Genomic DNA, 16,217 nt, shown 5'->3' with positions numbered 1-16,217 from the left:
TCGAAAGTTTCGAACATCTAACGGAAACTTTTTCTGCGCAGAGCCTTGACGATGCCTCGTCAACCTTCGATCGTCATTCCCCGATCCCTACCTCTTGGAGGCACAGTCATGGGCTCGTACGCCCTTCCCGGACCCGTGGTCCGGCGGAAGATCCGCGGCCTGCTGCTAGCAGTGGTCGTCGGCGTCCTCGGTGTCGTGAGCGCACTGGTCACTCCCCCGACCGCACACGCCGCCGAGAGCACGCTCGGCGCCGCGGCGGCGCAGAGCGGCCGCTACTTCGGCACCGCCATCGCCTCGGGCAGGCTGGGCGACTCGGCCTACACGACCATCGCGAACCGCGAGTTCAACATGGTGACGCCCGAGAACGAGATGAAGATCGACGCCACCGAGCCGCAGCGGGGCCAGTTCAACTTCACCAACGGCGACCGCGTCTACAACTGGGCCGTGCAGAACGGCAAGAAGGTGCGCGGCCACACGCTGGCCTGGCACTCCCAGCAGCCCGGCTGGATGCAGAGCCTCAGCGGCAGCCAGCTGCGCCAGGCGATGATCGACCACATCAACGGCGTGATGGTCCACTACAAGGGCAAGATCGCCCAGTGGGACGTCGTGAACGAGGCCTACGCGGACGACGGTTCGGGCGGCCGCCGGGACTCCAACCTGCAGCGCACCGGCAACGACTGGATCGAGGTCGCCTTCCGCACCGCGCGGGCCGCCGACCCGTCGGCCAAGCTCTGCTACAACGACTACAACATCGAGAACTGGACCTGGGCGAAGACCCAGGGCGTGTACAACATGGTCCGCGACTTCAAGCAGCGCGGCGTGCCGATCGACTGCGTCGGCTTCCAGTCGCACTTCAACAGCGGCAGCCCGTACAACAGCAACTTCCGCACCACGCTGCAGAGCTTCGCCGCCCTCGGCGTCGACGTGGCCATCACCGAGCTCGACATCCAGGGCGCGTCGTCCTCGACCTACGCCGCCGTGACCAACGACTGCCTGGCCGTCTCGCGCTGCCTCGGCATCACCGTCTGGGGCGTGCGCGACAGCGACTCCTGGCGGTCCGGTGACACGCCGCTGCTGTTCAACAACGACGGCAGCAAGAAGGCCGCCTACACCTCGGTCCTCAACGCGCTCAACGGCGGCACCACCACGCCGCCTCCCACCGGGGGCGGAACGCAGATCAAGGGCGTCGGCTCGGGCCGCTGCGTGGACGTGCCCAACGCCAGCACCTCGGACGGCACGCAGGTCCAGCTCTACGACTGCAACGGCGCCACCAACCAGCAGTGGACGCTCAGCGACGCCGGTGAGCTCAAGGTCTACGGCAACAAGTGCCTGGACGCCGGCGGCACCGGCAACGGCACCCGGGTGCAGATCTACAGCTGCTGGGGCGGCGACAACCAGAAGTGGCGCCTGAACTCCGACGGCTCCATCACCGGCGTCCAGTCGGGCCTCTGCCTGGACGCGGTGGGAGCCGGCACGGCGAACGGCACGCTGATCCAGCTGTACACCTGCTCGGGCGGCAGCAACCAGCGCTGGTCCCGCGCCTGACGGACCCCGTGGGGGATGGTGAGGGCCGTCGCCGTCATGGCGACGGCCCTCGGTGCGCGCCCGTCACGCGCCGCCCGCCTCCGTGGTCGGCGAGGGGCCGGGAGGGGGCTGCCAGCCCAGGACCTCGTCCAGGGCCCGCACCGTGGCCGCCCGCGGCGTGGCCCGTACGGCGAGGTTCCGGAGGGACACGGCCAAGGGGTGGGACAGCCGGGCCAGTTCACCGATGCGCCGGGAGCGGCGGCTGACGCGGACCGTGCGCCGATGCCTGGCCCGCGTGTACGCGGCGAGCGCGGACGGTACGTCGGGGTCGCGCGCGAGGTGGTGCGCCAGGACCACCGCGTCCTCGACGGCCTGGCAGCCGCCCTGCCCCAGGTTGGGCGTCATCGCGTGGGCGGCGTCACCGAGCAGGGCCACCCGCCCGGCGTGGAACCGGGGCAGGGGCGCGGCCAGTTCGTGGAAGTCGTGGTGGAGGATGCCGACCGGTTCGGCGGTGCCCGGGTCCAGCCGGTCCAGCAGCGCGGGGATCGGATCGTGCCACGCGCCGAAGCGCCGGGTCAGTTCGGCGTGGTGGTCGGCCGGTCGCGCGGCGGGTCCGGTGACGGCGGTGGCGTAGACGTAGATCCGGCCGTCGACGAGGGGAACGACGCCGAACCGCTCACCCGCGCCCCAGGTCTCGGCCGCCTGCGGGCGAGGCAGGCCGGCCCCGGGCAGTACCGCCCGCCACCCGGCCTCACCGGCGTGCCGGAGCCCGGGGTGCCGGGGGAAGAGCCGTGCGCGCAGCACGCTGCGCAGGCCGTCGGCCGCCACGAGGACGTCGGCGCGCAGGTCGCCGGCCGTCGTGTGCACGACCACCGGGCCCCCGGCGTCGTGCACGCCGGTCACCGGGACCCCGAGGCGTACGGTGCCCGGTGGCAGGGCGCCGGCGAGGGCGTCGATCAGGACGGCGCGGTGCACGGCGCACGAGGAGAGCCCGTGACGGGCCACCAGGGCACGGCTGTCGGCCCGGCTCAGCCAGGCACCGTCGGGCGTGCGCAGCCCGACCGGACCGAGCGGGGCGTCCCCGGCCCACGCCCCGGTGCGCACGCCGATCGAGTCCAGGGCGCGCAGCGCGTTGGGGGCGAGCACGATGCCGGCCCCGGCCCCCGTCAGCGCGGGGGCCCGTTCGCACAGGGTCACGCGCCATCCGTGACGGCTCAGGGCCACCGCCGCCGTCAGCCCCCCGATGCCGCCTCCGGCCACGACAACGTGCCGAGCCCCCATGGCAACCGCCTCCCCCTCACCTATCCTCTACAGATGTAGAGCGATGGCCAGGACTCTACACCTGTAGGGTGTCGGCCGTGCCCCTCCCCGACCGCCGAGAGCTGATCGCCGACACGGCCATCGACACCGTGGCCACCGCCGGACTGCGGGGTCTGACCCATCGCGCGGTGGACGCCGCGGCGGGGCTGCCGGCCGGCAGCACGTCGTACTACTTCCGCACGCGCAGCGCCCTGATCGGCGCCTGCTACCTCCGCCTGGCCGAGGTGACGGTCGCCGACGTGGATCGCTGGGAAGCGCGGTACGGCAGCCCGGACCCGGACGGCGCGGCGGAGGCGCTGGCCGCGCTGCTGCACCACTGGCTGACGGTGGACCGCAACCGCCAGCTGGCCCGCTTCGAGCTCAGCCTGGAGGCGGCCCGCCGCCCGGAACTGCGCGCCGACCTGCACACCGCCGGCCTCGCGGCCCGCGCACGGGCGGCCGCCCTGCTGGAGGGACTCGGCGCCGCCCGTCCGGCGTCGGCGGCGGACCTGCTGGTCGCCTGGACCGACGGCCTGCTGTACGACCGACTGGCGGGCGCGACGGCGGCGACGCGCCCCGCGCCGGAGGTGAGCGAACTGACCTCCGTCGTGCGGCGGATGCTGTCGGCAGCACTGTCCGCGTGACGGGGCCGCCTACCGAACGGCGAACCCGAGGAACGCCGACCAGGCGGAGGCGGTGACGGGAACGAGGGCCCGGCTGGTGTCCTTGGAGTCCCTCACGCGGACGGCGTGGGGCAACAGGGCCACCTCGACGCACTGACCACCTTCACCACTGCTGTAGCTGCTCGCGCGCCACGCGACGACTTCCTCGACATCGACGTTCATGTCTCTCCCAGCAGTTCCTCGACGAGGGTCAACGACTCGCGGGGCGTGAGCGCTTGCGCCCGGAGCAGGCCGTACTGCTCCTCCAGCTCACGAACGGTGCCCCGGTCCGTGTAGAGGCGGCTGTCCTTGTACGCCTCCACGTAGGCGATCCTCCGCGCATCCTGCGTCTCGATCAAGGTGAAAGGACCGGCCAGGCCGGCATGCTCGTCCCGCACGTTCGGCATGATCTGGATCTCGACGTTGCGCCGTCGGCCGTGCAGCAGCAGTTGCTCCAACTGCCCGCGCATCACGGGCACACCGCCCAGGGGGCGCGTCAGCACGGACTGCTCGATGACGAAGCTCATGGTCGGCATCGGCAAGCGGCTGAAGATCTTCTGCCGTGCCAGACGTGCGGCGACCCGCTCCTCGATCGTCTCGTCACTGAGCAACGGCCGTCGCATCGTGAACACGGCCCGGGCGTACTCCTCGGTCTGCAGGAGTCCGTTGATGAGGTGGGTGTCGTAGACGTGCAACTCCACCGCCTCTGATTCCAACCGCGCCGCGTCCCGGAAGAACGCCGGGTACTGCGCTCGGGCCACCTCCTCCTTCATCTCCCGGAGGACCCCGCCCGCGTCCAGTACCTCGTCGGCCTGGTCGATGAACCGGGGCGGAGGCACCCGGCGTCCCTGTTCGTACGCGGCGATGGTGGAGACGGAGTAGCCCGTCAGGGAGCCGAACTCCGGCCGTTCCAGACCGGCCCGGACCCGGAACCGCTTCAACTGGCGCCCGAAGACCCGCAGAACGCCGAAGCCGCCGGCCTCCGGTTCGTCACCGTCGCTGGACGTCTCGTCCACCCGTCCCGCCGGTTCGGCCATCGCACACCACCTCCCCCGGCCAACGCACCCCCACGCCGACCGTCACGCCCCGCGCCGCCTACACCCGCACACCCGCCACGTACAGCAACTCCTCGTGTGCGGTTCGTAGCTGTTCACGCTAGGGCGGCACCGGCACCGTGGGCCACATGAACAGCCGAATCTCCACCCCCCGGGTGCCCGCACACCACGAGTTCGCGATGGCGTTCACCTCCTCACCGCGGGGCGCGCGCCTCGCGCGCAGACTCGTGGCCCACCGACTCGACGCGTGGGGGCACCCGTACGGTGGCCGGGTCAACGACGCGGTCACGCTGATCACGGCGGAGCTGGCGGCCAACGCCGTCCGGCACGGGCACGTGGCGGGGCGCGACTTCCACGTCCGGCTCCTCCACGGCACGGACACCGTGCGCGTGGAGGTCACCGACACCCGCGCCGAGCGCGTCCCCCTGCTCTCCGGCCAGGAACCGCCCGGCGACGCGGAGTCGGGCCGCGGCCTGCTGATCGTCGCGGGGCTGGCGGCCCGCTGGGCGGTCGCCCCGCGGGAGGGCGCGCCAGGCAAGACGGTGTGGGCGGAAGTCAGCCGCTGACCGTGATGGTCGAGCTTCCGCTGCTCTGGTAACCCTCGGTGGCGAGGATCATGTAGTACTTGAACTGGCCCAGGTTCATGCCCGCCCGCGCCCAGGCGTCGAAGTGGTTGCCGGTGGTGATGGTGCCCGAGCCGCTGGTCACCTTCGTCTGCCGGACGCTCCAGTACTGGTTGAAGGTGCGGGTGCCCTCGACGGAGGGGGCGTTGTACCGGGTCGTCCGGTAGATGTCGTACGTGCCGCCGTCGCTGGAGACGGTGCCGTGGTACTCGCCGGTGGGCCGGAAGCTGCCCCAGTTGTCGACGATGTAGTACTCGACCAGCGGGTTGGACGTCCACCCGTACAGGGCGCCGTAGCCGTTGCCCGAGGGGTTGAAGTAGCCGGTGTAGCGGACCGTCCGGCGCCCGCCGGTGTTCCAGCCCTTGCCGGCGACGAAGTTGCCGCAGTTGGTCCACCGGGTGCTGTAGCTGCCGCCGCCGTTGAGCGTCATGGAGACGGAGCCCCCGCCGTCGGTCCAGAACGAGTAGTACAGGCCGTCGTAGCCGGTCTGGCTGGTGGTGATGGTGGTGGCGGCATGGGCGGTGCCGGGCAGCAGCAGCCCCGACGCGGTGGCGAGGGCGACGGTGCCGGCGCCACCGAGGAAGCCTCGCCGGCTCAGGCTGCTGAAGGGGGCGGGGCTCTGCTGGACCTGGTCCTGCTGCGAGCCGTCGTACTGCATGGGTCCTCCCGATGAGTGGCTGTCGCTCGGTGGCCACAGTTTTCGTACGGCGTCATGCCCTCGTCAACAGTTTCGACATTGTTTCGGAAACAAGTCGAGCCCGAAGGCGACAGGGAGTTGCCCATCACCCCAGTTCAACGAGCTGTTACCGTGGCTACCCCATAGCCGAACCACTCGGCGACCAGGCACCACAGCGCAAGACAGTCCACGCCTCTCGAATGTTTCGAAGGTGACCGTGACCGCTGTTCCCAGCGCTAAGGCCTCGGCGCCCGGGGCTGGGTCGCCGGGATCCGCGAGGTGAAGAACAGGGCGAGGAGAGCGGCGAGCGCGAGCGCGGCGAGGGCCGCCCGGAGGCCGTCGAGCCGTGCCTCGGCGTTCGCGTCCACGACGTCCCGGGACGTCTCCTCACTCACCCCGGCGTCGTCGAGTGCCTTCTCCAGCTGGGCGTCCGACAGGAAGGGCGCTCCGCTCTGCAACTGGACCGACGCCTGGCTCTTGGCCTGGTCGGGGACGGCCGGATTCTGCTCGACGGTCGTCAGGAACGACGACGTGAGGGCGGCGATCATGATGGATCCGGCGAGTGCGGTCCCGAGGGAGGCGCCGAGGTTGGTGACGGCGTTCTGGACGCCGCCGACTTCCGCGCTCTGCGCTTCCGGCACGGCGGACACGGTGACCGAACCGAGCTGGGAGGCCAGGGCGCCCATGCCGAGCCCGATGAGCAGCAGCGGAACGGTGACGATCTCCCCGCCGGCGTCCGCGTCGAGCGCGGCCATCAGGATCACCGCGCCCGCGAGCAGCGCGAGCACCCCGCAGCGCACCACCCGGCGCGGTGAGACGTCGGGGAGCAACCGCGGGATCAGGATCGCCGCCGCCAGGAGCGTCACCGACAGGGGCAGGATGCGCGCGCCGGTCTTCAGCGCGGACAGTCCCAGTGCGACGGACAGGTACAGCGGTACGACGAAGAAGACACCCATCTGCACCAGGTACTGGAAGAAGAACATCGTCAGGCCGCCGGTGAGCTGCCTGTTGTGGAACATGGCCGGGTCGACGAGCGGGTCCCGCCGCAGCCGCGCCGAGCGGGACTCCCAACGCAGGAAGAGCCAGATGAGCAGCAGGCCGACCAGCACCAGCCACACGACCAGGGAGACGCCGAGCCAGGAGGGGGCGTCGGGCTTGGGCCGGAACCAGCCCCACTCGTCCGAGCGGAGCACCCCGTAGACGAAGGTCCCGAGTCCGAGGGCGGAAAGGAAGACCCCCACGAGATCGATCCGAGCGCGTTCGCCGAGCGGCGCGTCGGCGATGCGACGGGCGAACACCAGGATGACGAGCACCATCACGACCTCGCCGGCGAAGACCCAGCGCCAGGAGAAGTACGTGGTCGCGAGTCCTCCGATGAGGGGTCCCAGCGCGATGGCCACGGCTCCCGCAGCCGCGACGAGACCGTAGGCGGCGGGACGGCGCTCCACGGCGAAGTTGCTCGCCACGAGCGTCACGATCGCCGGCAGGATGAGCGCCGCCCCGATGCCCTCGAGGAACGACCAGCCGATCAGCAGGACGGTCAGGTCGGGCGCGAGTGCCGTCGTCAAGGAGCCGCAGCCGTAGACGGCACAGCCGATCATGAAGGCGCGCCTGCGCCCGATCAGCGCGCCGATCTTGCCCCCGGGGATCATGAACATCGCCATCACGAGGGTGTACGCCGTGATCGCGCCCTGGATGCCGGTCACCTGCGTGTCCAGGTCCTGGGCCACGGTCGCGATCGACACGTTCATGACAGAGCTGTCGAGGGCCATCAGGAACTGACCCGACGCCAGCGTCAGCAGGACGAGCCGCTCACTCGCCGGCTGCGCGGCAACGTCCGCGGGAGGTGCCATGGCCGCATGGTGGCAGCCACGCACGCGCGCGTACGGCGACCCGCCACGGGAGTCAGTCGCTTGGCAGCGTCACGGGGCCGCGCCGTCGACCGCGGACGGCCCGGCTCAGCCGCCCGGCTCAGACGCGCGGTTCAGCCGCGCGGTTCGGACGTGGCATGCCACGCCTGGAGGCCGGCCCGGGACGCCTCCTTGGCCTGGTGCAACTTCATGGCCGCCTGCTGGCTCGGGGGCACGTCCATCTCGCGGATCAGCCGACGGCCGGCCGCGGCCACGGCGGCGGCCGCGATGGCCATCCCGGCCCACGCGACCACGGCACCGGCCGCGGTGAGCACGACGCCGGTCGTCACGAGCCGCGTGTTGATGTCGATCGTCCGCTGGGAGTGGCGGTGGTGGTTCATGTCTCCACCATCCGACGGCGCGGCCCCCTGCGCATCCCGACCACGCCACGACACCCGCGGAAGCTCGGGTTCCAGCTCGTGCTCATCGGGCTCCGCCCCCGGACGCCTGCCCAGGTGTGGTTCAGGCGTCGATGACGACGGGGATGATGAGGGGCTTGCGGCGGTGGGTGCGGAACGCCCAGTTCGCCACGGCGCGGGCCAGGAGCTGTTCGAGTTGGCGCCCGTCCCCGACGCCTTCCTCGGCCGCAGTGGCCAGGGTCTTCTCGATGACGGGGACGACCGGCTCGAAGGTGGCGTCGTCGTGGACGAACCCCCGGGCCAGGAAGTCGGGGGGCTCGGCGAGTGCGCCGGTGTCCGCGTCGACGATCGCCACCACCGTGACCACGCCTTCGGCGGCGAGGGTGAGGCGGTCCTTGAGGGAGGCCTCGGTGGCGCCGCCGACCTCCATCCCGTCCACGTAGACGTTGCCCGCGGCGACCTTGCCGGTGATGGACGCGCGCCCGTCGACCAGGTCGACGACGACGCCGTCCTCGGCGATCACGACCCGTTCGGGGTCGACACCGGTACGGATCGCGAGGTCGCCGTTGGCCCGCAGGTGGCGCCATTCGCCGTGCACGGGCATGACGTTGCGGGGTTTGACGATGTTGTAGCAGTAGACGAGTTCGCCGGCACTGGCGTGCCCCGAGACGTGCACCTTGGCGTTGCCCTTGTGGACCACGTGGGCCCCCCACCGGGTGAGCCCGTTGATCACGCGGTAGATGGCGTTCTCGTTGCCGGGGATGAGCGAGCTGGCGAGCAGGACGGTGTCGCCCTCGCCGATGCGGATCATGTGGTCGCGGTTGGCCATCCGCGACAGTGCGGCCATCGGCTCGCCCTGGGAACCGGTGCACACCAGGGCGATCCTGTGGTCCGGGAGCTTCTCCAGCTCCTTCGTGCTCACGACCAGACCGGACGGGACCTTCAGGTAGCCCAGGTCACGGGCGATGCCCATGTTGCGGACCATCGACCGGCCGACGAAGGCGACCTTGCGGCCGTGCTGGTGGGCGGCGTCCAGAACCTGCTGGATCCGGTGCACGTGGCTGGCGAAGCTGGAGACGATGACCCGGCGCGGCGCGGTGCGCATCACCTGCTCGATCGCCGGGTTCAGCTCCCGCTCGGAGGTGGTGAAGCCGGGTACTTCGGCGTTGGTGGAGTCGGTGAGGAAGAGGTCCACGCCCTCCTCGCCGAGGCGGGCGAAGGCCCGCAGATCGGTGATGCGGTCGTCGAGGGGGAACTGGTCCATCTTGAAGTCGCCGGTGTGCAGCACCATCCCGGCCCGGGTGCGGATCGCGACCGCCAGGCTGTCCGGGATGGAGTGGTTGACCGCCACGAACTCACAGTCGAAGGGCCCGAAGCCGCGCCGGTCGCCCTCCCGCACCCGCACCGTGCGCGGCCGGATCCCGTGTTCCTTGAGCTTCGCCTCCAGGAACGCCAGCGTCAGCTTGGACCCGATGACGGGGATGTCGCGCCGTTCGCGCAGCAGGTACGGGACGCCGCCGATGTGGTCCTCGTGACCATGGGTGAGGACGATGCCCACGACGTCGTCCAGCCGGTCCCGGATCGAGGTGAAGTCCGGCAGGATCACGTCCACGCCGGGCTGGGTCTCCTCGGGGAACAGCACGCCGCAGTCGACGATCAGCAGCTTGCCGGCGTGCTCGAACACGGTCATGTTGCGCCCGATCTCGCCGAGGCCTCCCAGGGCGATGACCCGCAGCCCTCCTTCGGGAAGGGGCGGGGCGGACTTCAGCTCGGGGTGCGGATGGCTCATACCCTGACGGTACCCGGAGAGCGGAACAGGATGATCCATTGCCTGGTGGAGAAGAATCCCACGCCGTGGACGATGTCACCCAGGGGAGCCGCACCGTGCCTCCCCGCACGCGCCGTCGCGGAACTGGGGGGTGTCGCGACGGCGGGATGCCCCCTAGGGGGTGTCTTGTCGATCGGGCCGGATCAGGGAGCGGCGTCTGGTGCCGTGCATCGCAAGGCGGAGGAGGGAGTCGATGCGGCGCATCGGCGACTGACGACAACGCGGCGAGGCGCGGTGCCAGGCGCCGCGAGCCCGGCCTGATCGGCAAGACACCCCCTAGGCCGCCGCGCCGGCGGCGGACCGCTCGCGGACGGGTGCGCGGCGGGCCGCGGGGACGGGGCGGCGTCGGCCGCGTGACGCGGTACCGCGCTTCTTGGGGCGTTCGGCCACCGGTGCGGTGATGACGACCGGGATGCCGGAGGGTGCCTGGGCGCCGGTGATGCGGTGCAGGGCTTCTCCGCCGGTACGGACCTGGGTGGTCTGCGGGACGATGCCGGCCGCTGCCATGAGGCGCGTCATGCCGCGGCGCTGGTGGGGGGTGACCAGGGTGACGACGCTGCCGGACTCTCCTGCGCGGGCGGTACGGCCACCGCGGTGGAGGTAGTCCTTGTGGTCGGTCGGCGGGTCGACATTGACCACGAGGTCGAGGTTGTCGACGTGGATGCCGCGTGCCGCGACGTTGGTGGCCACCAGCACGTTGACGTGACCGTTCTTGAACTGCGTCAGCGTACGGGTGCGCTGCGGCTGCGACTTGCCACCGTGCAGGGCGGCAGCCCGTACCCCGCTGTTCAGGAGGTGCTCGGTGAGGCGGTCGACGGCGTGCTTGGTGTCGAGGAACATGATCACGCGACCGTCCCGGGCGGCGATCTGGGTGGTGGCCGTCTGCTTGTCGGTGCCGTGGACGTGCAGCACGTGGTGCTCCATCGTCGTGACCGCGCCGGCCGAGGGGTCGACGGAGTGCACGACGGGGTCGGTGAGGAAGCGGCGCACGAGCAGGTCGACGTTGCGGTCGAGAGTGGCCGAGAACAGCATGCGCTGACCCTCGGGGCGGACCTGGTCGAGCAGTGCGGTGACCTGCGGCATGAAGCCCATGTCGGCCATCTGGTCGGCCTCGTCGAGGACGGTGACGGACACCTGGTCGAGTCGGCAGTCGCCGCGGTCGATGAGGTCCTTGAGGCGTCCCGGCGTGGCGACGACGATCTCGGCCCCTCCGCGCACCATGCTCGCCTGCCTGCCGATCGGCATCCCGCCCACCACCGTGACCAGCCGCAGCTTCACGGAACGGGCGTACGGGGCCAGCGCGTCGGTGACCTGCTGCGCCAGTTCACGGGTGGGTACGAGGACCAGCCCCAGCGGCTGCCTGGCCTCGGCGCGCTGCCCGGCCGTACGGGCCAGCAGCGCCAGCCCGAACGCGAGGGTCTTGCCGGAACCGGTGCGGCCACGGCCGAGCACGTCCCGGCCGGCGAGAGTGTTCGGCAGCGTTGCGGCCTGGATCGGGAAGGGTACGGTCACGCCCTGCTCCCCGAGCGCGGCCAGCAGCGCCCCGGGCATGTCGAGGTCGGCGAAGCCCTCCACGGCGGGAAGCGCGGGAGTGATCGTTTCGGGCAGCGCGAACTCCCCCGTGACCGCGGCGGGCCGGCGGCCGAACGCGCCGGAACGGCTCGGCCGGCCGGAACGGCTCGGGGCCGACGACGTGAAGCGGCTGCCGCTCCTGCCGGAGTCGGTACTGCCGGTACGGGTGCGGGCGAAACGGTCGTTCGTGCGTGTGCGGTTCATGCGGGAACCTTCCTTGAGACGGCGCATGTCAAGGAATTCCCGCAGGATCGAGCAGCGCGGAGAATTGCAAGAAAAGGCCGGTGGAATGCGAAAGCGAATCGGGCCCACGGTGAAATGTGTGCAGGCGCGGACGCTCTGGAATGAGCGGCGTCAGGAGGACGCGATTTCAGGACGAAAACGAAAGCAGCTGGGGCCCGCACCCCGAGGGATGCGGGCCCCAGCTACCAAAAACGCGTGAGCGTCAGGCGGGAACGATGTTCTCGGCCGTCGGGCCCTTCTGGCCCTGCGCGATGTCGAAGGTCACCTTCTGGCCCTCGAGCAGCTCACGGAAGCCCTGGGCGGCGATGTTCGAGTAGTGCGCGAACACGTCGGCGCCGCCGCCGTCCTGCTCGATGAAGCCGAAGCCCTTTTCTGCGTTGAACCACTTCACGGTACCAGCAGCCATGTCATTCTCCTCAGGGGCAGTGCATCGGCGCCCGCACTGTACGGACGCCATGTCGCCGCGATGATCACCCCACCGGAAAAAGACCGGACATACAAAAGCGCTTCCGCCTGCCCAGAGGCCGGGCGGAGGCGCTGAAGTTTTGGGAACCACAACTGCAACTGAGATCGACAGTAGCACGCTTCAGCGGCCGATGTGCGCTGACGCATTCCGCTCTGTTTATGGTGGCAGGGAATCTGTCTGCCATTTTCGTTCAAACCTCAGCTCGCGGGTACAGATATTGTCGCGGCTGGGCCGGCCGCAGCAGGTCAGAGCCCCTTTGAGACCGGCTCCAGAATCGCCACGCACTCCACGTGGTGCGTCATCGGGAACAGGTCGAACGCCCGCAGCGTCCGCACCCGGTACCCGCCCTCGCGGAAGTACGCCAGGTCCCGGGCCAGCGCGGCCGGGTCGCAGGCGACGTACGCGATGCGGCGGGCGCCGAGGGACGACAGGTGCTCCACGGTCTTGCGGCCCGCTCCCGCGCGGGGCGGGTCCAGGACGACGAGGTCGACCTCGGTGATGCCGGTGCGCGGCAGGACCGACTCGACCTTGCCCTGCTCGATGCGCACCCGGGGGAAGTCCGCGAGGTTGTGCCGGGCGTCCTCGACGGCCCGCTTGCCGGACTCGATGCCGAGGACCGCGCCCTGCTCGCCCAGCCGGTCGGCGAGCGCGCCCGCGAAGAGGCCCGCGCCGCAGTACAGGTCGAGGGCCATCTCGCCCTTGCGGGGCAGCAGGCCCTGCATCACGGCGGTCACCAGGGTGTCCGCGGCCTTCGTGTGCACCTGCCAGAAACCGCCGCTGCCGACCCGGTAGGTCCGGCCGTCCGCCCGCTCGCGGACGAAGGGCCGCCCGTGGACGCGGTGCACGCCGCCGTCCTTCTCGCCGACCCGCATGACCGACACCGGCCGGTCCAACTCGACGATCGGCAGCCGGGCACCCGGCTTCGGCGTGAGGATCACCTGGCGGTCCTGCGAACCGGTCGCCGCGATCGCCTCGACCGACTCCATCCCGGACCAGTCGCGCTGCTCGACACCGAGTTCACTGACGCCCTCGGCCGCGATCAGGCAGCGGTCGATCGGCTCGACCTCGTGCGAGCGGTGCCTGCGCAGCCCGGCGTGACCGGAGGCGTCGACGGCGTACTGCACGCGCGTGCGCCACTGCGGGACCTGCCCCGCGGGCACCTTGTCGCCCTCGGCCGGCATCACCGTGCCGTCCCAGCCGGCCTCCTCGGGGGTCAGCCCCGCGAGCCGCTGCAACTGCTCGGCGATCACCTCGCCCTTGAGCCGCCGCTGGGCGCCCGGCTTGGCGTGCTGCCAGTCGCAGCCGCCGCAGCGGCCGGGCCCGGCGAACGGACAGGGCGGCTCGACCCGGTCCTTGGACGCCTCCAGCACCCGTACCGCGTCCGCGCGCAGGAACCGGGCGCCCTCCTCGCCCTCGGTCACCCGGGCCACCACCCGCTCACCGGGCAGCGCGTGCCGGACGAACAGCACCTGCCCCTCGGACGTACGGGCGATGCAGTGGCCGCCGTGGGCGACGGGGCCGATCTCGACCTCGTACTCCTCCCCCACCAGCGACGTCTTCGGTTCTGCCTGCATGGTGGGGTGACTCCAGATGACGAAAGGGGGCGGATGGGCCGGATGAGGAGGGCTGAGGTCGGGAGGGAGCGAGGAAGGCCGCGCGGCCCGTGCGGGGCCGCCGACAGCCGACCACGACCGCCGACAACAGCCCACCAGTCTACGTGGCCGCGCCCCCTGCCCCGCGCCGCCCGCCCGTGCCGCCTCACTCCCGCCCGCTGTGCTCCTTGGCCCGCTCCGTCGCCGGGCCGCGTCGCACCGAACCCGGGGCGCTCCACTCCTGCCGCTTGCGGGCGCGCTGCTTGGCGGCCTCCGACGACTGGAGCTGGTACGGCACCGACGTCACCATCACGCCGGGCGTGAACAGCAGCCGGCCCTTCAGGCGCAGCGCGCTCTGGTTGTGCAGCAGGTGCTCGTACCAGTGGCCGACCACGTACTCGGGGATGATCACCGACACCGCGTCGCGCGGCGACTCCCGGCGCAGGCTCTTGACGTACTCGATCACCGGCCGGGTGACCTCCCGGTACGGGGAGTCCAGCACCTTCAGCGGTACGTCGATGCCGCGCCGCTCCCACTCCTCGCGCAGGGCCTTGGTCTCGGCCGGGTCCACGTTGACGGTGAGCGCCTCCAGCGTGTCCGAGCGCATCAGCTTGGCGTAGGCGAGCGCGCGCAGCGTCGGCCGGTGGATCTTGGAGATCAGCAGCACGGAGTGGACGCGGGAGGGGCGCACGCTGTCGTCGCTGGGGCCCTCGGGCGCGGCGATCTCGGCCGCGACCCGGTCGTAGTGGCGCCGGATCGCCGTCATCGTGGCGTAGAAGATCATCATGCCGAGCAGGGCGACCCAGGCGCCGTGCGTGAACTTGGTCGCGAGGACCACGACCAGGACCAGGCCGGTGAAGAAGGCACCGAAGGTGTTGATCGCGCGGGAGCGGATCATGTGGCGGCGCTTGGCCGGGTCGGTCTCGGTGGCCAGGTGGCGGTTCCAGTGGCGGACCATGCCGGTCTGGCTGAGCGTGAAGGACACGAACACGCCGACGATGTAGAGCTGGATCAGCCGCGTGGAGTCGGCGCCGTAGATCCACACCAGGAAGGTGGCGGCGCCGGCCAGCAGCACGATGCCGTTGGAGAAGGCGAGGCGGTCGCCCCGGGTGTGCAGCTGGCGGGGCAGGTAGCGGTCCTGGGCGAGGATCGAGCCGAGCACCGGGAAGCCGTTGTACGCGGTGTTCGCCGCGAGGAACAGCACCAGCGCGGTGGCCGCCGCGAGCACGATGAACAGGAAGCTTCCCTTGCCGAAGACGGCCTCGGCGACCTGGGTGATCACCGGGTTCTGGACGTAGCCGGAACCGACCGGCGACCCGTTCCTCAACAGGTCCGTCGCCGGGTTCTCCGCCATCCGGACGTCCGTGACCAGGGCGAGCACGATGATCCCGCAGAACATGGTGACGGCCAGCAGGCCCATCATCGCCAGCGTGGTCGCCGCGTTCTTGGACTTGGGCTTGCGGAACGCCGGGACACCGTTGGAGATCGCTTCTACACCGGTGAGCGCCGCACAGCCGGAGGAGAAGGCCCGCAGCAGCAGGAACACCAGCGCGAACCCGGCCAGCCCCTGGTGCTCGGCCTCGATGTGGAACTGCGCCGTCGGCGCCCGCATGGTGTCCCCGAGCACCAGCCCCCGGAACGCGCCCCACACGATCATGATGAAGACGCCCGAGACGAAGACGTACGTCGGGATCGCGAAGAGCTTGCCGGACTCCTTCACCCCGCGCAGGTTCATCAGCGTCAGCAGCACGATCACGGCGACGGCGCACACCGTCTTGTGCTCGACGACGAAGGGGACCGCCGAGCCCAGGTTCTCGATGCCCGAGGCGATCGACACCGCGACCGTGAGGACGTAGTCGACGAGCAGCGCGCTCGCCACCGTCAGGCCGGCCCGGGGACCGAGGTTGGTCGTCGCCACCTCGTAGTCGCCGCCGCCGCTGGGGTAGGCGTGCACGTTCTGCCGGTAGGAGGCGACCACGGTGAACATCAGCACGACCACCGCGACGGCGATCCACGGGCTGAAGTGGTACGCCGACACGCCCGCGATGGACAGGACCAGCAGCACCTCCCCGGGCGCGTACGCCACGGAGGACAGCGGGTCGGAAGCGAAGACGGGGAGGGCGATGCGCTTCGGCAGCAGGGTCTCGCCCAGCCGGTCACTGCGCAGTGCGCGCCCGATCAGGATCCGTTTGGGCACGTCGGTCAGTTTGGACACAACAGAGGATCGTAGGCCTTCGAACTGGAGGTCGCCCACCGGCCACCCCCGTAACCGGCGTCCGCGTGCGGACGGGGACCGACCGCACGGTCCCGGACCCCGGGTAACCCGTCATAGGGGTGCCCACGCGTCACCGCACCTGTGTAGCTTGGTCGCCGGTCTGAGACCCTGGTCAAGGCCACGTCGACAATTC

The 16,217-nt window shown here is 70.9% G+C and carries 14 protein-coding genes; 3 read left to right on the top strand and 11 right to left on the bottom strand.

Annotation, left to right across the window (positions count from 1 at the left end):
• Positions 1-108: 108 nt before the first annotated feature.
• The gene (locus tag E4U91_RS26280) at positions 109-1,545 is read left to right on the top strand and encodes an endo-1,4-beta-xylanase (protein ID WP_137309105.1); all 1,437 of its coding nucleotides are present in this window, start codon (positions 109-111) and stop codon (positions 1,543-1,545) included.
• A gap of 63 nt (positions 1,546-1,608) precedes the next feature.
• Here E4U91_RS26280 and E4U91_RS26275 read toward each other — a convergent pair whose 3' ends face one another.
• Positions 1,609-2,805: an FAD-dependent monooxygenase gene (locus E4U91_RS26275; RefSeq protein WP_137309104.1), complete on the bottom strand. Its 1,197-nt coding sequence runs from the start codon at positions 2,803-2,805 to the stop codon at positions 1,609-1,611.
• A 77-nt stretch (positions 2,806-2,882) separates the two neighbouring features.
• Between E4U91_RS26275 and E4U91_RS26270 the strand changes: the two genes are divergently transcribed.
• On the top strand, positions 2,883-3,467 hold the full coding sequence (locus E4U91_RS26270) for a TetR/AcrR family transcriptional regulator (protein ID WP_137309103.1): 585 nt from the start codon (positions 2,883-2,885) through the stop codon (positions 3,465-3,467).
• Between the two features lie 9 nt (positions 3,468-3,476).
• On the opposite strand, the gene E4U91_RS26265 is transcribed toward E4U91_RS26270, so the two are convergent.
• Together E4U91_RS26265 and E4U91_RS26260 are read right to left on the bottom strand one after the other, a co-directional pair.
• Positions 3,477-3,668 (bottom strand): DUF397 domain-containing protein, encoded by a 192-nt coding sequence (locus E4U91_RS26265; protein WP_067229148.1) that lies wholly within the window; start codon positions 3,666-3,668, stop codon positions 3,477-3,479.
• Positions 3,665-4,522 carry a helix-turn-helix domain-containing protein gene (locus tag E4U91_RS26260; RefSeq protein WP_137309102.1) on the bottom strand — a complete coding sequence of 286 codons (858 nt, stop codon included), beginning with the start codon at positions 4,520-4,522 and terminating at the stop codon, positions 3,665-3,667. Before E4U91_RS26260 ends, E4U91_RS26265 begins: the two co-directional genes overlap by 4 nt.
• Positions 4,523-4,668: 146 nt before the next feature.
• Between E4U91_RS26260 and E4U91_RS26255 the strand changes: the two genes are divergently transcribed.
• A complete protein-coding gene (locus E4U91_RS26255) occupies positions 4,669-5,106 on the top strand; it encodes an ATP-binding protein (protein ID WP_067229143.1) in 438 nt (145 codons plus the stop codon).
• Here E4U91_RS26255 and E4U91_RS26250 read toward each other — a convergent pair.
• The 8 genes from E4U91_RS26250 to E4U91_RS26210 form a co-directional block, all read right to left on the bottom strand.
• Complete coding sequence (locus E4U91_RS26250; RefSeq protein WP_137309101.1) at positions 5,096-5,821, bottom strand: glycoside hydrolase family 11 protein; 726 nt, start codon at positions 5,819-5,821, stop codon at positions 5,096-5,098. The genes E4U91_RS26255 and E4U91_RS26250 overlap by 11 nt on opposite strands.
• A 254-nt stretch (positions 5,822-6,075) precedes the next feature.
• A complete protein-coding gene (locus tag E4U91_RS26245; RefSeq protein ID WP_137309100.1) occupies positions 6,076-7,692 on the bottom strand; it encodes an MFS transporter in 1,617 nt (538 codons plus the stop codon).
• 131 nt (positions 7,693-7,823) lie between these two features.
• Complete coding sequence (locus tag E4U91_RS26240) at positions 7,824-8,090, bottom strand: hypothetical protein (protein ID WP_137309099.1); 267 nt, start codon at positions 8,088-8,090, stop codon at positions 7,824-7,826.
• A 121-nt stretch (positions 8,091-8,211) separates the two neighbouring features.
• On the bottom strand, positions 8,212-9,897 hold the full coding sequence (locus E4U91_RS26235; RefSeq protein ID WP_137309098.1) for a ribonuclease J: 1,686 nt from the start codon (positions 9,895-9,897) through the stop codon (positions 8,212-8,214).
• Positions 9,898-10,212: 315 nt separating this feature from the next.
• Positions 10,213-11,712 (bottom strand): DEAD/DEAH box helicase, encoded by a 1,500-nt coding sequence (locus tag E4U91_RS26225; protein ID WP_137309097.1) that lies wholly within the window; start codon positions 11,710-11,712, stop codon positions 10,213-10,215.
• 241 nt (positions 11,713-11,953) lie between these two features.
• Positions 11,954-12,157: a cold-shock protein gene (locus tag E4U91_RS26220; protein ID WP_023586116.1), complete on the bottom strand. Its 204-nt coding sequence runs from the start codon at positions 12,155-12,157 to the stop codon at positions 11,954-11,956.
• 305 nt (positions 12,158-12,462) lie between these two features.
• Positions 12,463-13,791: a class I SAM-dependent RNA methyltransferase gene (locus E4U91_RS26215; protein ID WP_137309096.1), complete on the bottom strand. Its 1,329-nt coding sequence runs from the start codon at positions 13,789-13,791 to the stop codon at positions 12,463-12,465.
• Positions 13,792-13,975: 184 nt separating this feature from the next.
• Positions 13,976-16,024, bottom strand: a complete 2,049-nt coding sequence (locus E4U91_RS26210) for an APC family permease (RefSeq protein WP_137309095.1) — start codon at positions 16,022-16,024, stop codon at positions 13,976-13,978.
• Positions 16,025-16,217 lie beyond the last annotated feature (193 nt).

Source organism: Streptomyces lasalocidi, assembly GCF_005280215.1.
In the GTDB taxonomy this organism is placed as follows: domain Bacteria; phylum Actinomycetota; class Actinomycetes; order Streptomycetales; family Streptomycetaceae; genus Streptomyces; species Streptomyces longwoodensis.
Note: the sequence above shows the minus strand (reverse complement) of the source record. Positions and strands in the feature narration are given on the sequence as shown.